The organism is Sulfitobacter sp. F26169L (genome assembly GCF_026410285.1).
GTDB lineage: Bacteria > Pseudomonadota > Alphaproteobacteria > Rhodobacterales > Rhodobacteraceae > Sulfitobacter.
In genome coordinates this window covers 850,959-865,922 of record NZ_JAPMLP010000001.1, presented here as the reverse complement: position 1 = coordinate 865,922, position 14,964 = coordinate 850,959, and the positions used below count along the sequence as shown (strand labels likewise).

Genomic DNA, 14,964 nt, shown 5'->3' with positions numbered 1-14,964 from the left:
CTACCTTATTCAGATGAAGGTAAACGGTCCCTTAATGACTCTAGGACAAAGACGCGGATGGCCGAGGCCAATCCGCTGTCCAGGCCGCGTGCGGCATCAATCTCGGCCACCAATGCGTTGATTGGCATCGATTTTTCCCGTGCGATCGCGCGTAATTCTGCCCAGAACGGTGCTTCCAGCGAGATTGACGTGCGGTGCCCGCGCAAGGTTACCGAGTGCTTGACGGGCCGCGCGTTTTTCATGTGTCCCGCTTGTGCCCGTCCAGATTGCGCGCAATCAGTTGAGCCCGCGCCTTGAGCGCCTCCTTTTGTGCCTTTGTCTGCCCGAATTTCACAGCATTTTCATCGGCATGTGATTTACGGGCAGAGCGGTCACGATCTTTTCGGGCCTTGTTCAGGTTTATCGGGGCGCTCATTTTGGTCCGATCATATTTTCTGGCCGCACCACGCGGTCGAATGTCTCGGCATCCACAAACCCCAACGCAATCGCCTCTTCCTTGAGGGTTGTGCCGTTTTTATGGGCTGTTTTTGCGACTTTGGTTGCATTGTCATAGCCGATTTCGGGCGCAAGCGCTGTCACCAACATCAGGGATTCATGGAGCAGTTTTTCAATGCGGACAGGATCAGCTTTCAGATCAACGATCAGATTGTCAGTAAACGCCGATGCGGCATCACCCAAAAGTTGCATGGATTGCAGGACGTTATAGGCCATCATGGGTTTGTAAACGTTAAGCTCAAAATGGCCTTGCGATCCGGCGAAGCCCACGGCGGCGTCATTGCCGAACACATGGGCGCAAACCTGCGTCAGCGCTTCGCACTGTGTCGGGTTGACCTTACCAGGCATAATCGATGATCCCGGCTCGTTTTCGGGCAGGATCAATTCGCCCAAACCGCAGCGTGGGCCAGAGCCGAGCAAGCGGATATCATTGGCGATTTTGAAAAGGCTTGCCGCCACTGTTTTCAGGTGGCCGGAAATTTCGACCATGGCGTCATGTGCGGCCAGCGCTTCGAATTTATTGGGGGCGGTGACAAAGGGCAGGTCGGTGATACGTGCCATGTTTGCCGCAACCGTTTCGGCCCAGCCTTTGCGCGTGTTCAGGCCGGTTCCGACAGCGGTGCCGCCCTGCGCCAGTTCGTAAACGCGGCCAAGTCCGTCTTCTACACGCCGGATTCCCATCGCAACCTGATGTGTGTAGCCGGAAAATTCCTGAGACAGCGTCAGCGGGGTTGCGTCCTGCGTATGGGTGCGACCGATCTTGATAATGCCGTCAAACTCTTCGACCTTCTTTTGCAGCGCAGCATGAAGTTTGCGCAATCCGGGCAGCAGCACGTCATGTGCGGTGCGCGCGGTGGCGATGTGCATAGCGGTCGGAAACGTATCGTTTGACGATTGACCCATGTTGCAGTGATCATTGGGGTGGACAGGGTCTTTTGACCCGATGACGCCGCCCATAATTTCGATTGCACGGTTGGCGATCACTTCATTGGCGTTCATGTTGGATTGGGTGCCCGATCCGGTCTGCCAGACGACGAGTGGAAAGTTGTCGTCAAATTTGCCGCTTACAACTTCGCTGGCGGCCTGCACGATGGCCTTGCCACGGTCTTCGTCTAGCGTGCCTTGGGCCATGTTGGCCTCGGCACAGGCCTGTTTGATGACGCCCAGCGCGCGGACAATTGCGATAGGCTGCTTTTCCCAACCGATCGGGAAATTCATGATTGAGCGCTGCGTCTGTGCGCCCCAGTATTTGTCGGAAGGAACTTCCAAGGGGCCAAAGCTGTCTGTCTCGGTACGGGTATCGGCCATTGCGGGCACTCCTGAAGTATTGGTTTCAGGGCTGTTTAGCCTTTGGCGCCGCGCCGCGCTACCTCATGTTTTACGAAAACTGTCCAGAGAGACGATTTCGGCCTCTTTGGTAGGCTCTTCCTCCACTTCCAACTCTGATTCTTCGGTCTGGGAGAGCGGTTTGTCTTTGCCAGCAGATTTGATGTTGTCGCTTTCTTCTTCCCTCTGTTCAAACCGCAGCCCAAATTCTACGGAAGGATCGACAAAAGTGCGGATGGCATCATAGGGCACGTAAAGTGGTTCTGGCGCATCCCCGAAATTGAGCGTGATGGAAAAACCGTCGTTGGTGACTTCAAGATTGTCATACCAGTGCTGCATGACAACGGTCATTTCGTCGGGATAGCGGTCTGACAACCAATCGGCCAGTTCTGCATCGGGGTGGGAAGTATCAAAGGTGATAAAGAAATGATGTGCACCGGGAAGTCCGTTGTCTGCCACGTCCAGCAGGACGTTGCGTATCAGGCTGCGCATGGCATCATGCATGAGGTTGCCGTAATCAATAGTGCCGCTCATGTCATCTCTCTCGGGTATAACGTTCATCTGCATCATAGGCGATTCCGAAGGGGATAAAAGAGCAGAACTCAGATCAGTGCGATCACCAGCGCACAGACGCCCGAAACCGTCATGGTGCTGACAAAACCCATTCGCAGTGCCAGCATCAAGATCATCGCTAGAAGGGTCAGCGCAGCGGCGACAGGATCAAAGCTGGTCAAATCGGGCACGGGCAGGGCGAGGGGGGCAAAAGTGCCTACCTTGTGGAAAAGCACATGTATCGCAAACCACAGCGTCAGGTTTGCGATTACCCCGACAACAGCGGCTGTTATCGCCTGAAGTCCCGCCGCAAGGCGGGGTTGCGCGCTGAGTTGGTCTAGATAGGGGCCAGCCAGAAATATCCACATGAAACATGGTGTAAATGTCACCCAGAGGGCCAGCAGGCCCGCTGCAAATGCGCCTGTAATCCCGCCCTGTGCAAATCCGGCCAGAAGTGCCACAAATTCTGTCACCAGTATCAGCGGGCCGGGCGTGGTTTCGGCCAGGCCCAATGCGTCAATCATTTGGGCGGTTGTAATCCAGCCCAGATCGCTCACCACTGTTTGTGTCATATACCCCAATACTGCATAGGCGCCGCCAAAGGTTACAATCGCAAGTTTCGAAAAAAACAGACCGAGTTGCAGTAAAAAGCTATGGTCAAGCATCCACACCAGAAACAGGGGCGCCGACCATAGCGCGGCCCACATTACCAATGCCCGCAGAGGGCGCGCGCCCGTGGGCGCGGTCGCAACCGGTTCATCGAGCGGCTGCGCCCTCCACATGCCGCACAGGCCCGCGGCAATGATAATCAGCGGGAAGGGCAGGCCAAAAACGAACAGCCCTATAAACGACATGAGTGCCAGCGCCCACCCCCACGCACCCGCCAGCGCCCTTGCCGCCACCTTTCGCAAGGCCTGAAATACCACAACGACAACGGCAGCCTTGATCCCGAGGAATGTGGCTTGCACAAGCGGCACCTGGCCGTAACTGGCGTAAAGCAATGCCAGCAAGGCGATCACAATCGCACCCGGAATGACGAACAACAGCCCTGCCAGCAGACCGCCTGCCGTTCCACGCAACCGCCATCCGGCGTAGGTTGCCAGCTGCATCGCTTCGGGTCCGGGCAGCAGCATGCACAGGCTTAGGGCGCGTAGATAACTTTGCTCGCTTAACCAACCGCGCGTCTCAACCAGTTCGCGGTGCATCAGTGCGATTTGCGCGGCCGGTCCGCCGAATGACAAAACACCAATACGGCCAAAAACGCGGGCCATTTCGGGCCAGTCTGGCGTTCTCATGCCTTGTGTCCCGCAGGCCAGTCGTGACCCTCATCAATTCCATCGCGCGCCCAGCGGTAGAGTGCATCGTAAATCGCCATACCCGCGTCAAGCTGTCGCTGATCGTCGCGGTACTGGCGCGACAGTCCGACAGACAGGGCCAGCAGTCCGGCGGCTTGCGGTGCTAATTCATGGCTGTTGGTGTCTGCGGCGCGGATCACAGTGGCAAGTCGCGTCAGCGCAGGGGTTTGCAAACCAAACTCTTCCAGCATGGTATCAAAAGTGCATCCGTCACCACGATGCGACCAGAACACATCTTCAACATCAAATGGTGTTGCGCTGTATCTGTCTGCCACGCCTGCAACCTCTGACGGAGAGACAAAAAGGAACCGCGCGTCGGGGTCCACAAAGCGGCGGATTAACCATGGGCAGGCGATACGGTCGATCTTGGGCCGATGGCGGGTGACCCACAGCGTTGCGCCCTCAACCGGCTGTGGCACTGCGGCGGCAGGGAAACGCGGAGCTTGAGCGTGTTCACGCCAGCCAAAATTGCCACCTTGCAGATATTCAGCCGCAATCCCGTCAGCGCGCAACCACGCGGCCAGTCCCTGGCTTAGCTTGATGCCCCGCTGGCAGACCACAACACATGAGCGCCCTGCAAGGCGCGTCTTCAGGTCCGCAATATCGGTATGAGGATGGCGAAACGCCGTGGGGATGAGGAAAGGATCGTCGTTGAAGTCACCATCGATCGAGATATCCACGATGGCAGGTGCATCGGGCAGGCCGATCAGGCGCAGCAATTGGGAAACAGTAATTTCATTGGGGCCAGCCATGGCATGCATCCTTAAATGTTGGAAACATGCGAACCTCTGGCTGGCGCCTCACGGGGCGTTCGCAGTCGGGTCCCCATGCACAATAAGTTGCACGCGCATCACAGCGGGTCAAGAGAAGTACAAAACGCAATGATGGGAAAAGTGCAGGTTTCTGTTGCCAGGTACCTGCGAACCCCGCCTTACGCTGCTAGGCCCAAGGACTTAAGTTTTCAATAGTTCCGGTCGCTTACGCGGCCATCGCCATTGGAGCACGATTGTCATTTGCAATTGTACATTTTACGCCGATAACGGTGGCAGTCAGCCGAGATAAAGCATAACCCCTTTAGACGTTCGTCGATCCTGTTTCGACCCCATGATCCGCAAATGACGGATGATTGGTGGAGTCGCCGGGTACCGCCCCCGGGTCCGAACCGCTTATTACGAGCGCGTTTATATCCATAGTCCCGAAGGACACCTCATAGATAGACGGGCGTCGGGCACATTTCAAGGGGTGTGTTCGGGAACAATTGGCAGGCATAGCCTGGCTGATAAGCATATCAGCGGTAGAAGGCCCAACAGTCGAATCACAGTACCGAGCAGAGAGATAGCGAGCCCCAGAATAAGGCGCTATTGTTCGCATGCGCACCGTCGCGCGCGATCTTGCTGTCACGGCAGTAAGGAAAACCATAGTTTTGCACAAGATGAGGTAGTTAATCTTTGACACCACCACAAGAAGTGGATTCATTTATGCCATTCTAAACTTGGGAATGCTGCCACATGAAAATTTTTGCTACAGCGATGCTTTGTGCATCATTGATTTATACAATTCCTTCCGCGGTTAGCGCGGGTCAACTGATTGCCAAGGTCGATATTTCGGAACAGACTATGCGGGTGTACCGCAATGGCAAACAAATTCACAAATGGCCGGTGTCCACTGCGCGCAAAGGTAAAATTACGCCGCGCGGGGCGTGGCGGGCTAAATGGCTATCCAAGAACCATAAGTCGAGCCTTTATAACAATGCACCGATGCCACATTCGATTTTCTTTCGCGGAAACTATGCCATTCACGGGACGAACCAGATCAGGCGGCTTGGTCGCCCTGCATCTGCGGGATGTATCCGTTTGCATCCGTCCAACGCTGCCAGACTGTTTGCAATGACGCAGCAAGTCGGGCTGCGCAACATGAAGGTTGTTGTGCAGAACTAGGGAAACCTGGGTTCTGGCGATGCCACAATATTCTGCTTCACGCCGCGCGTCATGATGTGGTGTGTGGCGCAACGGCGGTTATCGCTGTCGGCGGGCACCGCGCTGTTTTTATGGATGATCCAACAGATTTTTTGCCGATCATTGCGGTTATATTTCTTTTGTTTAGCTTTGGTGTGGCGTTGCCGGATCTGGGATTGGAGCAGCAAGGGGGCTGCGCCGTGCGTGGAACCTGACCAGACCGCAAGCGGGCGAAATCGCGGCGACAGCCGCCATTGCAGGCGTCTGGCAAAAAGTGATTTTATCTTACCCTTATGCCTATCCGTGCTGATAGTTGCCCTCGAAACCAGAATGATCCTGCCTGACGTCGCGTACATTGTGTCGACTGCGACAGCAATCGCTGACGCACTTTCGAAACTGGTCGGCGTGAGAATCTTGAAGGTAATCTATAACGGTATCAATCGGTCGGAAAACGGAGCGAACCAAGCTTGTCTGTTAAACCGGTTGCATTGCTACCGAATAGGCCGCGCGATTGTTGAAATTCAATGGCCGGATTTTCCAGGCGTTCAAGATGGCGGGCTGGTGCAGGACTGTGTATTCAGCCCATCTCTGACAGGCGTTGCGAGGAGGAAATAATCGGATGATCTGGTCTGCCTATGTCGTTCAGGTTGTCCGGTACCACGCGTGGCAGAACAGGAATACTCTGACCGCAGAACCCGATGCGTATTTCGGATTGATGCACGCGACGTTGAACGATCTGTTCTGGGCCGTTACGGTCCGGATGAGTCGGTGGTACAGTGACGCTTAAACGCCTGCTTCGTCCATTCCTGCTAGCTCTCTTCTGCGTGGAGTGCCGGCGTCTAGGAAGGGGTAGGTATTTGTCAGGGCGGGCGTATTGGATTTGGATGGAAGCGCTATCCGAGGTTGGTCTATGCGGGTTTTGATGTGGTGCTCGGTAGTATTGGGACGACAGGTGAAAGGGCTCACGGGGCTGGGCGTTGGGCATTTGTTCACCCAACAGACCCATTACCGCGGTCAATTGAGCCAGTTCCCGAACGAAATTGGCATTGCGCTGCAGATGCCCGATCTGGTCGTTACGCGGACGTAATTTGAGAGTTGCGATGTGGAGTAACAACTGGAATCCGCGTGGAATGTAGATAGGTTGAACCGGGGCCAGCCCCGGACCCCGGGATATTTCGAGCCAAAAGAAATAGGGCTAATGCCCTTTGAAGGAGAGACAAATGTTTGATGCTTTGATGATAACCAAGAACGAAGATGGCGAAACTTCGGCGGCGATTACGCAGATATCGGAGGATCAACTGCCCGACGGAGAGGTTTTGGTTGCGGTGGAATATACCACTGTGAACTACAAAGACGGTCTGTGTATGAGCCCGAGCGGCGGCGGATTGGTGCGGAAGTATCCGCATGTGCCGGGTATCGATTTTTCCGGCACTGTCGAGGCGTCTTCGGACGAGCGCTATCAGGTTGGCGACAAAGTTGTTCTGACGGGGTGGCGTGTGGGAGAAGCCCATTGGGGCGGTTATGCGCAAAAGGCGCGTGTGAAGGCAGACTGGCTTGTGCCTTTGCCGCAGGGGCTGAATACCCGACAGGCGATGGCTGTTGGGACCGCAGGCTTCACGTCAATGTTGTCAGTTATGGCGCTGGAGGATCACGGGATAAAGTCCGGTCCTGTATTGGTAACCGGGGCTGCAGGTGGGGTTGGCTCGGTTGCTGTGGCGATCCTTGCACATCTGGGACATGAAGTTGCCGGTGTGACGGGGCGGCCAGAAACGGCAGACTATCTGAAATCCTTGGGGGCTACGCAGATTGTGGCGCGTGAAGATATCAACGAGACTGTGAAGAGGCCGCTTGAGGGCGAGACATGGGGTGGCTGCATTGATGCCGTCGGGGGGGCCATGTTGGCGCGGATTCTGGGCCAGATGCAGTATGGCGCATCAGTTGCCAGTGTCGGCCTGGCGGGCGGAGCCGGATTGCCTGCGACCGTCATTCCGTTTTTGCTGCGCGGTGTGAATCTGTTGGGGATCGACAGTGTTATGCAGCCCTACGAAAACCGACTTCGCGCGTGGGAACGGGTGGCGAAAGATCTGCCGATGGACAAGCTGGAAGCGATGGTTGTGCCGGCGACATTATCGGATTTGCCCGATCTTACCGCCGATATACTGCACGGTAAGGTAAAGGGGCGCGTTGTGGTTGATGTAAACGTGTGACGGTCAAGGCGTGCCCTGTCCCGCAGGATTCACTATTGCAACGCTAAGTGGGGCAGGGCGCAAACTATACCGATTGTTTCGAGACAGCGTTGGCGGACACTGTCACGCTGTCCGAATTTTTCGTTTCGTTCTACACCAGCCCATTGTTCCGGCTGGAGCGGCAGGTTTTGCAACTTTTCCTGCAGCGGCGGATCAGTGATGCGCAGGTTCATTTGCTTGCAATGGGGGATGCGGATGTTTTTGCGGTTTGGCGGGTTGAGGCGCGTCGACTGCGGGAGATTTTGTTGTGTGACGCTGTTGGGCACACGCGCTCCTGCTTGCGGGTTGAAGCGCACCGGCTGGTATTCGGTTCGGCTGTTGTTGCCAGACAGGGGCAGGGACCGGGCATTTTCATCAAGCTGACAACTCCGCTTCACCGGCTCTATTCACGGGCATTGCTGCGCGCGGCGGTGCGGCGGATCGGTCGTCAATGAAAAGCGGCGTCCGGTTGCCCGAACGCCGCTGGTATGGCGCCTTGCTGGCTTTATTATTCTGCGGGGTGCGCCGCCTGTGTGACTGTTTCGCCTTCACGTTCGCGGCGGCCATCATTGAACAGCGCCTTGATGAGTGAAATCACCATTGCGACCATTACAATCGTAAACGGCAGCGCACCGATGATCATGGCGTTTTGCAGCGCGGACAACCCGCCGCCGCCCGCAAGAAGAAGTGTTCCGATCACTAACGTCAGGATCGCGCCCCAGATGATGCGGTGAAGGATGCCTGTTTCTTCGGCCCCACCGGACATGATCGTATTCATGACCAGAATGCCCGAGTCTGCCGAGGTGACGAGGAATGTCATGATCAGAACAACGCACATGATGATCATGGCCTGCAAGAACGCACCGGACAGCATCTGCTCAAGCGTGACGAACAGTTTGCCCGAGTTTGACGCCGCAAGAATGGCCCCGTCAGCCGCGCCAGTCAGTTCCAGATCAATCGCTGTACCGCCGAGAATTGCCATCCATGCAAAGCACACCAGTGACGGCGCAATAACCGCACCCAGCACGAACTCACGAATGGTGCGTCCTCGTGAGATACGCGCAAGGAACAAACCCACAAACGGTGAAAATGCTATCCACCAGGCCCAGTAGAACGTTGTCCAGCTTGCCTGCCAACCGAATTGGCGACCCTGTGTACCTGCTTCATAAGCTGCGCCAAGATCGGCGGCGGACAGGGTGATGCCTGCTTCGCTCAACGCTGTGGCGAAACCGGCGGGAGAGCCGTAGGCGGCTATAGCTGAGTCGTAGACGATGGTTTGCTGATCTGCGCCGAGCGCCTGAACTGCGGCAGGGGCATTTGCAGCAAAGCTATCTGCTGCCAGGGGGCCGTAGGCGCCAAAGCTCATCTGGATGAAGTTCAGGATATAGTCGACCAATGCTGTCGCATAGGTTGTCATTGCAAACATGAATGATCCGAAGATAATGAACGTCAGCAGCAGGATCAGCGACAGCACCAGATTGAGGTTTGACAGGTATTTCACCCCACGCCCGACCCCGGACACAGCCGACACGATCGACATGCCCATGATCGCGATCAGTGCAGCGATCAGTCCGGTTTTGGTCGCGGCGGGCGTGTCACCTGTTGTGTCCATCATCCAGCTCCATCCGGTAATTGAATAGATCCCGTCGACGAGCTGGCTTACGCCGAAGCCGATTGTTACGGACACGCCCAGAATGGTTGCGACAACGCCCAGAACATCGATCAGGTGCCCCAGAAAACCGTTGGCAAATCGCCCGATCAGAGGCGTCAGCGCAGAGCGGATGGTCAGCGGCATATCACGGGTATAAGCGTAATAGGCAAGCGAAAGGCCGGTCACCACATAGATTGCCCAAGCGTGAAAGCCGTAGTGCAGGAAGGTATAACGATACGCCGATTGCAGCGCTTCGGGTGTGTTACCGGCGACTTCACCGGAAACGGTGAGCGGGTTTGAACCCCACAGGCCCAGCGGCTCGGCTGTGGCGAAGGTCATTAGACCCACACCCAGACCGGCACCGAACATCATCGAAAACCAGCTGAAATTGCCAAACTCCGGTGCTTCACCCGGCGCGCCGAGAACGCGTTTGCCGGTTGCTGGCAGGGCGGCGATGATAAACAGGAAAAATGCAAATGCACCAACCGCAATGATGTAGAATGCGTTGAACCCCAGCAATAACGAGGAGTTCACAGAGGCCAGCATGACCCCTGCCTTGCTTGGAAAGACCAACGCCCAAATGACCAGCAATGCCATGCCGACTTTGGAGATCAATGCGATCGGAAGGCTATAGCCTTCGTAAAACCCCGAATCCTGGGTCCCGATGTCGACATCGGTAAATGGTGGTTTAACAGCCATGTGAAAATGTTTCCCTGTTGTTATTTTTGTACAAGCCCGCTGTGTCGAGTCGATGACACGGGCAGTCCACCCGCACATTGCGGTCGGAGAACTAGCGAATGAGACGGTCTATAGAATCAGCCTAGTCAATGTGTCGCAGGTAATGTGCCATGATGCGACCCGATGATCCCGAATGCGACATCGCTACGGAGGATAACGGATTGAAACTTGTGCTTGAGAGAGTGGGCCACTTCATGCACGATGAGGCCATGAAGCTAGATACAGAATTTGTGCGCAGCCAGTTTCCTGCCTTTGCAGAACCTGTTTTGCAGAACCAAGCCTTTTTTGAAAACGCCGGGGGTTCTTATACTTGTGGGGCTGTGATTGACCGTTTGATGCGTTTCTATACCCAGCGGAAGGTGCAACCCTATGCGCCATATGCAGCTAGCACGCTGGGCGGCGCTGAGATGGACGAAGCGCGCACCCGCATGGCTGCGCTATTGGGCGTGGCGTTTGACGAACTGTCCTTCGGTCCGTCCACGACGCAGAACACCTATGTTCTGGCGCAGGCATTTGGTCAGATGATGACTGCGGGCGAAGCTATCATCGTCACCAATCAGGACCATGAGGCAAACACCGGTCCGTGGCGGCGGTTGGCGGACCTAGGAATTGAAGTGCGCGAATGGCAGATTGATCCGGACACAGGCCATCTTGACCTAGCCAAGCTTGAGGCTTTGCTGGATGACAAGGTGCGCCTTGTCTGCTTTCCCCATTGCTCGAACGTCGTGGGCGAGATCAACCCCGTGACGGAGATCACAGCGCTTGCCCACGCGGCGGGGGCGTTTGTCTGTGTGGACGGGGTATCTTATGCGCCGCACGGGTTTGTGGATGTCGGCGCGCTGGGGCCGGACATTTATCTGTTTTCCGCCTATAAAACCTACGGTCCGCATCAGGGGTTGATGGTGATCCGGCGTGCGTTGGGGGAACTGCTGCCAAATCAGGGGCATTATTTCAACGCCTCCAGCTTGTACAAAAGGTTCACGCCTGCGGGGCCGGATCATGCGCAGGTTGCGGCCTGTGCGGGCATGGCTGACTATGTCGATATGCTTTTTACCCACCACGGCGGGGCTGAGGGTGGCGCAACTGAGCGGGGCGCAATGGTCCATGACCTGATGCGCGGCCATGAAACCGTGCTGCTACAACAATTGCTGGATGCTGTTAAGGACCGCAATTCGGTGCGTCTGATCGGGCCTGACCGCGCCGAAAACCGCGCGCCCACTGTGGCACTTGCCCTTAATCGCAGCGGTGGCGAGGTGGCGCGCGAACTGACGGAACTGGGAGTTATGGCAGGGGGCGGCGATTTTTACGCGGTGCGCGCGCTTGATGCCATGGGCGTTGATGCAGATCGCGGTGTTTTGCGGCTCAGCTTTACGCATTACACGTCACAGGACGAAATAAATCATCTTTTGAACGCTTTGGACGATGTTTTGTGAAACCTATACCTTGATCCGCGCGTGTGTGGTCTAAATCGTTCATCAACGATACTTAAAGGGCGACACATCTTGAGTGATACTTCCCCAATCCTGCTCTGGCTGCGCCGTGATCTGCGGCTTAGCGATCATCCGGCGCTGAACGCTGCCTGTGAAACAGGGCGGCCTGTTATTCCAGTCTATATCCTTGATGAACAGTATAACGCGCTTGCAGCCGCGCCGAAATTCCGTCTCGGGTTGGGATTGGAACATTTCGCACAGGTTCTGGAGGAGAAAGGCAGCCGCCTGATCTTTCGCAAAGGTGATAGCGCGCTTGAACAGTTGCAAAGCCTTATCGAGGAAACAGGCGCGGGCGCGGTGTATTGGACCCGCCAATATGAACCCGAAGCGGTTAGCCGTGACAGCGCTGTAAAGTCCGCGCTAAAAGAGCAGGGGATCGAAGCGCGCTCTTTCGGTGGCCATTTGATGTTTGAGCCCTGGACTGTCGAGACCCAGACAGGGGGGTATTACAAGGTTTACACACCTTTCTGGCGCAAGGTTAAGGGGCGTGACGTCGAGGCGCCGCTGGGCGCGCCTGACAAGATCACCGCACCTGGTAATTGGCCGCAATCCGACAATCTGGTCGATTGGCAGATGGATGCTGGTATGCGGCGCGGTGCCGATGTGGTGCGCCCATTTGTGCAATTGGGCGAAAAAGCTGCGCAATCGCGCCTTGGGGCGTTTCTGGCGCATAAAGTGGCCGACTATAAAGCAAACCGCGATCTTCCCTCAGTAGATGGCACATCAAACCTGAGCGAAAATCTGGCGCTGGGTGAAATCAGCCCGCACCAGTGCTGGCACGCAGGCCAACGCGCGCTGCACGAAGGTAAATCCGGCGCCGAAACTTTCCTGAAAGAGCTGGTCTGGCGCGAGTTTGCCTATCACCTGATGCATCACACCCCCCGCATCCTCACTTCGAATTGGCGCGAGGAGTGGGAAGAGTTCGACTGGAACGAGGACGAGCGGCGCGCCGAGGTGAAGGCGTGGAAGCAGGGACGCACGGGTATTCCCTTTGTGGATGCGGCTATGCGCGAGATGTACGTCACCGGACGGATGCACAACCGTGGCCGCATGATTGTGGCAAGCTATCTGACGAAACACCTGCTATGTCATTGGCGGATCGGGCAAAAATGGTTCGAGGACTGCCTGATCGATTGGGATCCGGCGTCGAATGCAATGGGGTGGCAGTGGTCGGCAGGGTCAGGCCCTGACGCCACGCCTTATTTTCGCGTGTTCAATCCGGTGACCCAGTTGGACAAGTTCGACAAGAACCATGATTATACCGGCCGCTGGATTGCCGAGGGGCAAAGTAATCCGCATCAGGACGCGCTTGCCTATTTCGATGCCATACCGCAGCGGTGGAACATGGCCCCGACAGATGCGTACCCCGGTCCGGTTGTAGATGTTTCCGAAGGGCGCAAGCGCGCACTGGATGCGTATGAAAACAGAGGGTTCTAGGTGTCTTCTAATGTTAAATATGAACCGGCGACAATGCCGCTGAACGGGAAAGCGACATGATTTTAACAACGACAGACGGCCAGCAAAACCTGCCGCGCTATTTCTCACGGGTCATGGGAATGGCGTCATCCTTGCGCTATGGCCGCATTGATTTTGTCCTGCCCGACGGGCGGCGGTTTCGTGCAGAGGGGCCGCAGGCAGGCCCCATCGCCGAGCTGCATGTCCACAACAACGATCTGTTTTCCCGCCTGATCCGCGAGGGCGATCTGGGATTTTGTGACGCCTATCTTGACGGTTGGTGGAGCACGCCGGACTTGCAGGCGTTTATGGATTTCATTCATGCCGATAACGAAGACATCTACGACGGTTTTCCGGGTATGGGGCTTGTGCGCCGGTTTGAGCAGCTTCGCTTCTGGCTTCAGCGGAATTCAAAGGCGCAGGCCCGCAAGAACATCTCGTATCACTATGATTTGGGGAATGATTTCTACAGCCTTTGGCTGGACAAAACGATGAGCTATTCCAGCGCGATTTTCCGCGACCCACAGCAAAGCATGGAAGCTGCCCAGACCGAGAAATACAAATCCATGGTGGACCAGATGGGTGTGCAGGCGGGTGATCATATTCTGGAAATCGGCTGCGGCTGGGGCGGGTTCGCCGAATACGCCGCCGCCGAGCGCGGATTGCGCGTGACCTGTCTGACCATCAGCGAGGAGCAGTTCAAGTATGCTGTGGATCGCATTGAAAAGGCAGGATTATCTGATAAGGTAACATTCAAGCTGCAAGATTACCGCGACGAAAAAGGCCAGTTTGACGGGGTCGCGAGCATCGAAATGTTCGAGGCGGTGGGCGAGCAGTACTGGCCCGTTTATTTCCAGACGGTACGTGATCGTCTGAAACCGGGAAAGGCAGCTACATTCCAGATCATTACGGTGGCCGATCGCCGCTGGAAAGTCTACAAACGCGGTGTCGATTTCATCCAGAAATACATTTTTCCGGGTGGTATGCTGCCCAGCCCGACAGCACTGCGCGAACAGATCGAAAAGGCCGGACTTGCTGTTGAAAAATCGGTCGAGTTCGGCAAAAGCTATGATCTTACCCTGCGCCGCTGGCATGAAACCTTTAACGAAAAATGGGACCAGATCGCGGCAATGGGCTTTGACGAGCGGTTCAAAAGGATGTGGAATTTTTACCTCACTTCTTGCGCAGCGACATTTGATAGTGGAAATTGTGACGTAACGCAGATTACGGTGCGAAAACCGGCGTGATCCGGTATGAAGACACCGAAGGAAAACCACGATGCCCACAGCTGCACGCCTTGTCGCGGCAATATTACTCGCCATTCTGGGATGGATTTTATCAGATCTGGTGCGTCCGCTAATGCCTGAGGGAACCGATTTCGGCTGGTTCAATTACGTTAACGCTGGTGTCGGTTTATTTGTCGGATGGATCGTTATGGGCCGCCGTGCGGGGCGTGGGTTTGTAAACGGTTTGAACAACGGGCTAACTGGAACTGCCGTATTGTTTATCTACTGCATCGGTATCCATTCGGCATTCGAGATGTTCCGCCTCGCTATGCGCAACCGCTATGATGGCGCGATGGAGGCGTTAACCGCGATTTTTCTGATCGCTTCCGAATTCGGGTTGATGATAGCGACACCCGCTGTGATTTTGACAGCAGTTGCCGGTGCAGTAATCATCGGGCCGGTTGTGGACATGGCCGCAGAGCGGTGGCACTGATCT

16 protein-coding genes and 1 other RNA gene are annotated in these 14,964 nt (G+C 55.9%); 9 read left to right on the top strand and 8 right to left on the bottom strand.

The features are described from left to right. Positions 1–5 precede the first annotated feature (5 nt). The 7 genes from OS189_RS04130 to ssrA all read right to left on the bottom strand — a co-directional run bounded on the left by OS189_RS04130 (position 6) and on the right by ssrA (position 4,971). A complete protein-coding gene (locus tag OS189_RS04130) occupies positions 6–242 on the bottom strand; it encodes a ribbon-helix-helix domain-containing protein (RefSeq protein WP_267165992.1) in 237 nt (78 codons plus the stop codon). Continuing rightward, positions 239–415 carry a DUF4169 family protein gene (locus tag OS189_RS04125; RefSeq protein WP_267165991.1) on the bottom strand — a complete coding sequence of 59 codons (177 nt, stop codon included), beginning with the start codon at positions 413–415 and terminating at the stop codon, positions 239–241. Before OS189_RS04125 ends, OS189_RS04130 begins: the two co-directional genes overlap by 4 nt. Next, positions 412–1,803, bottom strand: coding sequence for a class II fumarate hydratase (fumC, locus tag OS189_RS04120; RefSeq protein ID WP_267165990.1), 1,392 nt, complete (start codon positions 1,801–1,803; stop codon positions 412–414). The genes OS189_RS04125 and fumC overlap by 4 nt, the downstream gene beginning before the upstream one ends. A 63-nt stretch (positions 1,804–1,866) precedes the next feature. After that, positions 1,867–2,355, bottom strand: coding sequence for an SspB family protein (locus OS189_RS04115; protein WP_267165989.1), 489 nt, complete (start codon positions 2,353–2,355; stop codon positions 1,867–1,869). A 68-nt stretch (positions 2,356–2,423) separates the two neighbouring features. Then, a complete protein-coding gene (chrA, locus tag OS189_RS04110) occupies positions 2,424–3,668 on the bottom strand; it encodes a chromate efflux transporter (protein WP_267165988.1) in 1,245 nt (414 codons plus the stop codon). Beyond that, the gene (locus OS189_RS04105) at positions 3,665–4,480 is read right to left on the bottom strand and encodes a chromate resistance protein ChrB domain-containing protein (protein ID WP_267165987.1); all 816 of its coding nucleotides are present in this window, start codon (positions 4,478–4,480) and stop codon (positions 3,665–3,667) included. Before OS189_RS04105 ends, chrA begins: the two co-directional genes overlap by 4 nt. Positions 4,481–4,620: 140 nt before the next feature. After that, positions 4,621–4,971: a transfer-messenger RNA gene (ssrA, locus tag OS189_RS04100) on the bottom strand. Positions 4,972–5,236: 265 nt separating this feature from the next. Between ssrA and OS189_RS04095 the strand changes: the two genes are divergently transcribed. From OS189_RS04095 to OS189_RS04075, 5 genes are all read left to right on the top strand, one after another. Beyond that, complete coding sequence (locus OS189_RS04095; protein ID WP_267165986.1) at positions 5,237–5,665, top strand: L,D-transpeptidase; 429 nt, start codon at positions 5,237–5,239, stop codon at positions 5,663–5,665. Between the two features lie 637 nt (positions 5,666–6,302). Further along, on the top strand, positions 6,303–6,470 hold the full coding sequence (locus OS189_RS04090) for a hypothetical protein (RefSeq protein WP_267165985.1): 168 nt from the start codon (positions 6,303–6,305) through the stop codon (positions 6,468–6,470). Between the two features lie 123 nt (positions 6,471–6,593). Further along, the gene (locus tag OS189_RS04085; protein WP_267165984.1) at positions 6,594–6,770 is read left to right on the top strand and encodes a hypothetical protein; all 177 of its coding nucleotides are present in this window, start codon (positions 6,594–6,596) and stop codon (positions 6,768–6,770) included. A gap of 133 nt (positions 6,771–6,903) precedes the next feature. After that, entirely contained in the window at positions 6,904–7,890 is a 987-nt protein-coding gene (acuI, locus tag OS189_RS04080; protein ID WP_267165983.1) for an acryloyl-CoA reductase, read from the top strand. Positions 7,891–7,937: 47 nt separating this feature from the next. Then, the gene (locus tag OS189_RS04075) at positions 7,938–8,363 is read left to right on the top strand and encodes a hypothetical protein (RefSeq protein WP_267165982.1); all 426 of its coding nucleotides are present in this window, start codon (positions 7,938–7,940) and stop codon (positions 8,361–8,363) included. Positions 8,364–8,416: 53 nt separating this feature from the next. Here OS189_RS04075 and OS189_RS04070 read toward each other — a convergent pair whose 3' ends face one another. Beyond that, positions 8,417–10,258, bottom strand: coding sequence for a BCCT family transporter (locus OS189_RS04070; protein WP_267165981.1), 1,842 nt, complete (start codon positions 10,256–10,258; stop codon positions 8,417–8,419). 248 nt (positions 10,259–10,506) lie between these two features. On the opposite strand from OS189_RS04070, the gene OS189_RS04065 reads away from it, so the two are divergent. The 4 genes from OS189_RS04065 (at position 10,507) to OS189_RS04050 (ending at position 14,961) form a co-directional block, all read left to right on the top strand. Further along, the gene (locus tag OS189_RS04065; RefSeq protein WP_267166074.1) at positions 10,507–11,730 is read left to right on the top strand and encodes an aminotransferase class V-fold PLP-dependent enzyme; all 1,224 of its coding nucleotides are present in this window, start codon (positions 10,507–10,509) and stop codon (positions 11,728–11,730) included. 69 nt (positions 11,731–11,799) lie between these two features. Beyond that, the gene (locus tag OS189_RS04060; RefSeq protein WP_323380216.1) at positions 11,800–13,224 is read left to right on the top strand and encodes a cryptochrome/photolyase family protein; all 1,425 of its coding nucleotides are present in this window, start codon (positions 11,800–11,802) and stop codon (positions 13,222–13,224) included. A 56-nt stretch (positions 13,225–13,280) separates the two neighbouring features. After that, positions 13,281–14,489, top strand: coding sequence for an SAM-dependent methyltransferase (locus OS189_RS04055; protein ID WP_267165980.1), 1,209 nt, complete (start codon positions 13,281–13,283; stop codon positions 14,487–14,489). 31 nt (positions 14,490–14,520) lie between these two features. Then, positions 14,521–14,961 (top strand): TrgA family protein, encoded by a 441-nt coding sequence (locus OS189_RS04050; RefSeq protein WP_267165979.1) that lies wholly within the window; start codon positions 14,521–14,523, stop codon positions 14,959–14,961. The last annotated feature ends 3 nt before the right edge of the window (positions 14,962–14,964 follow it).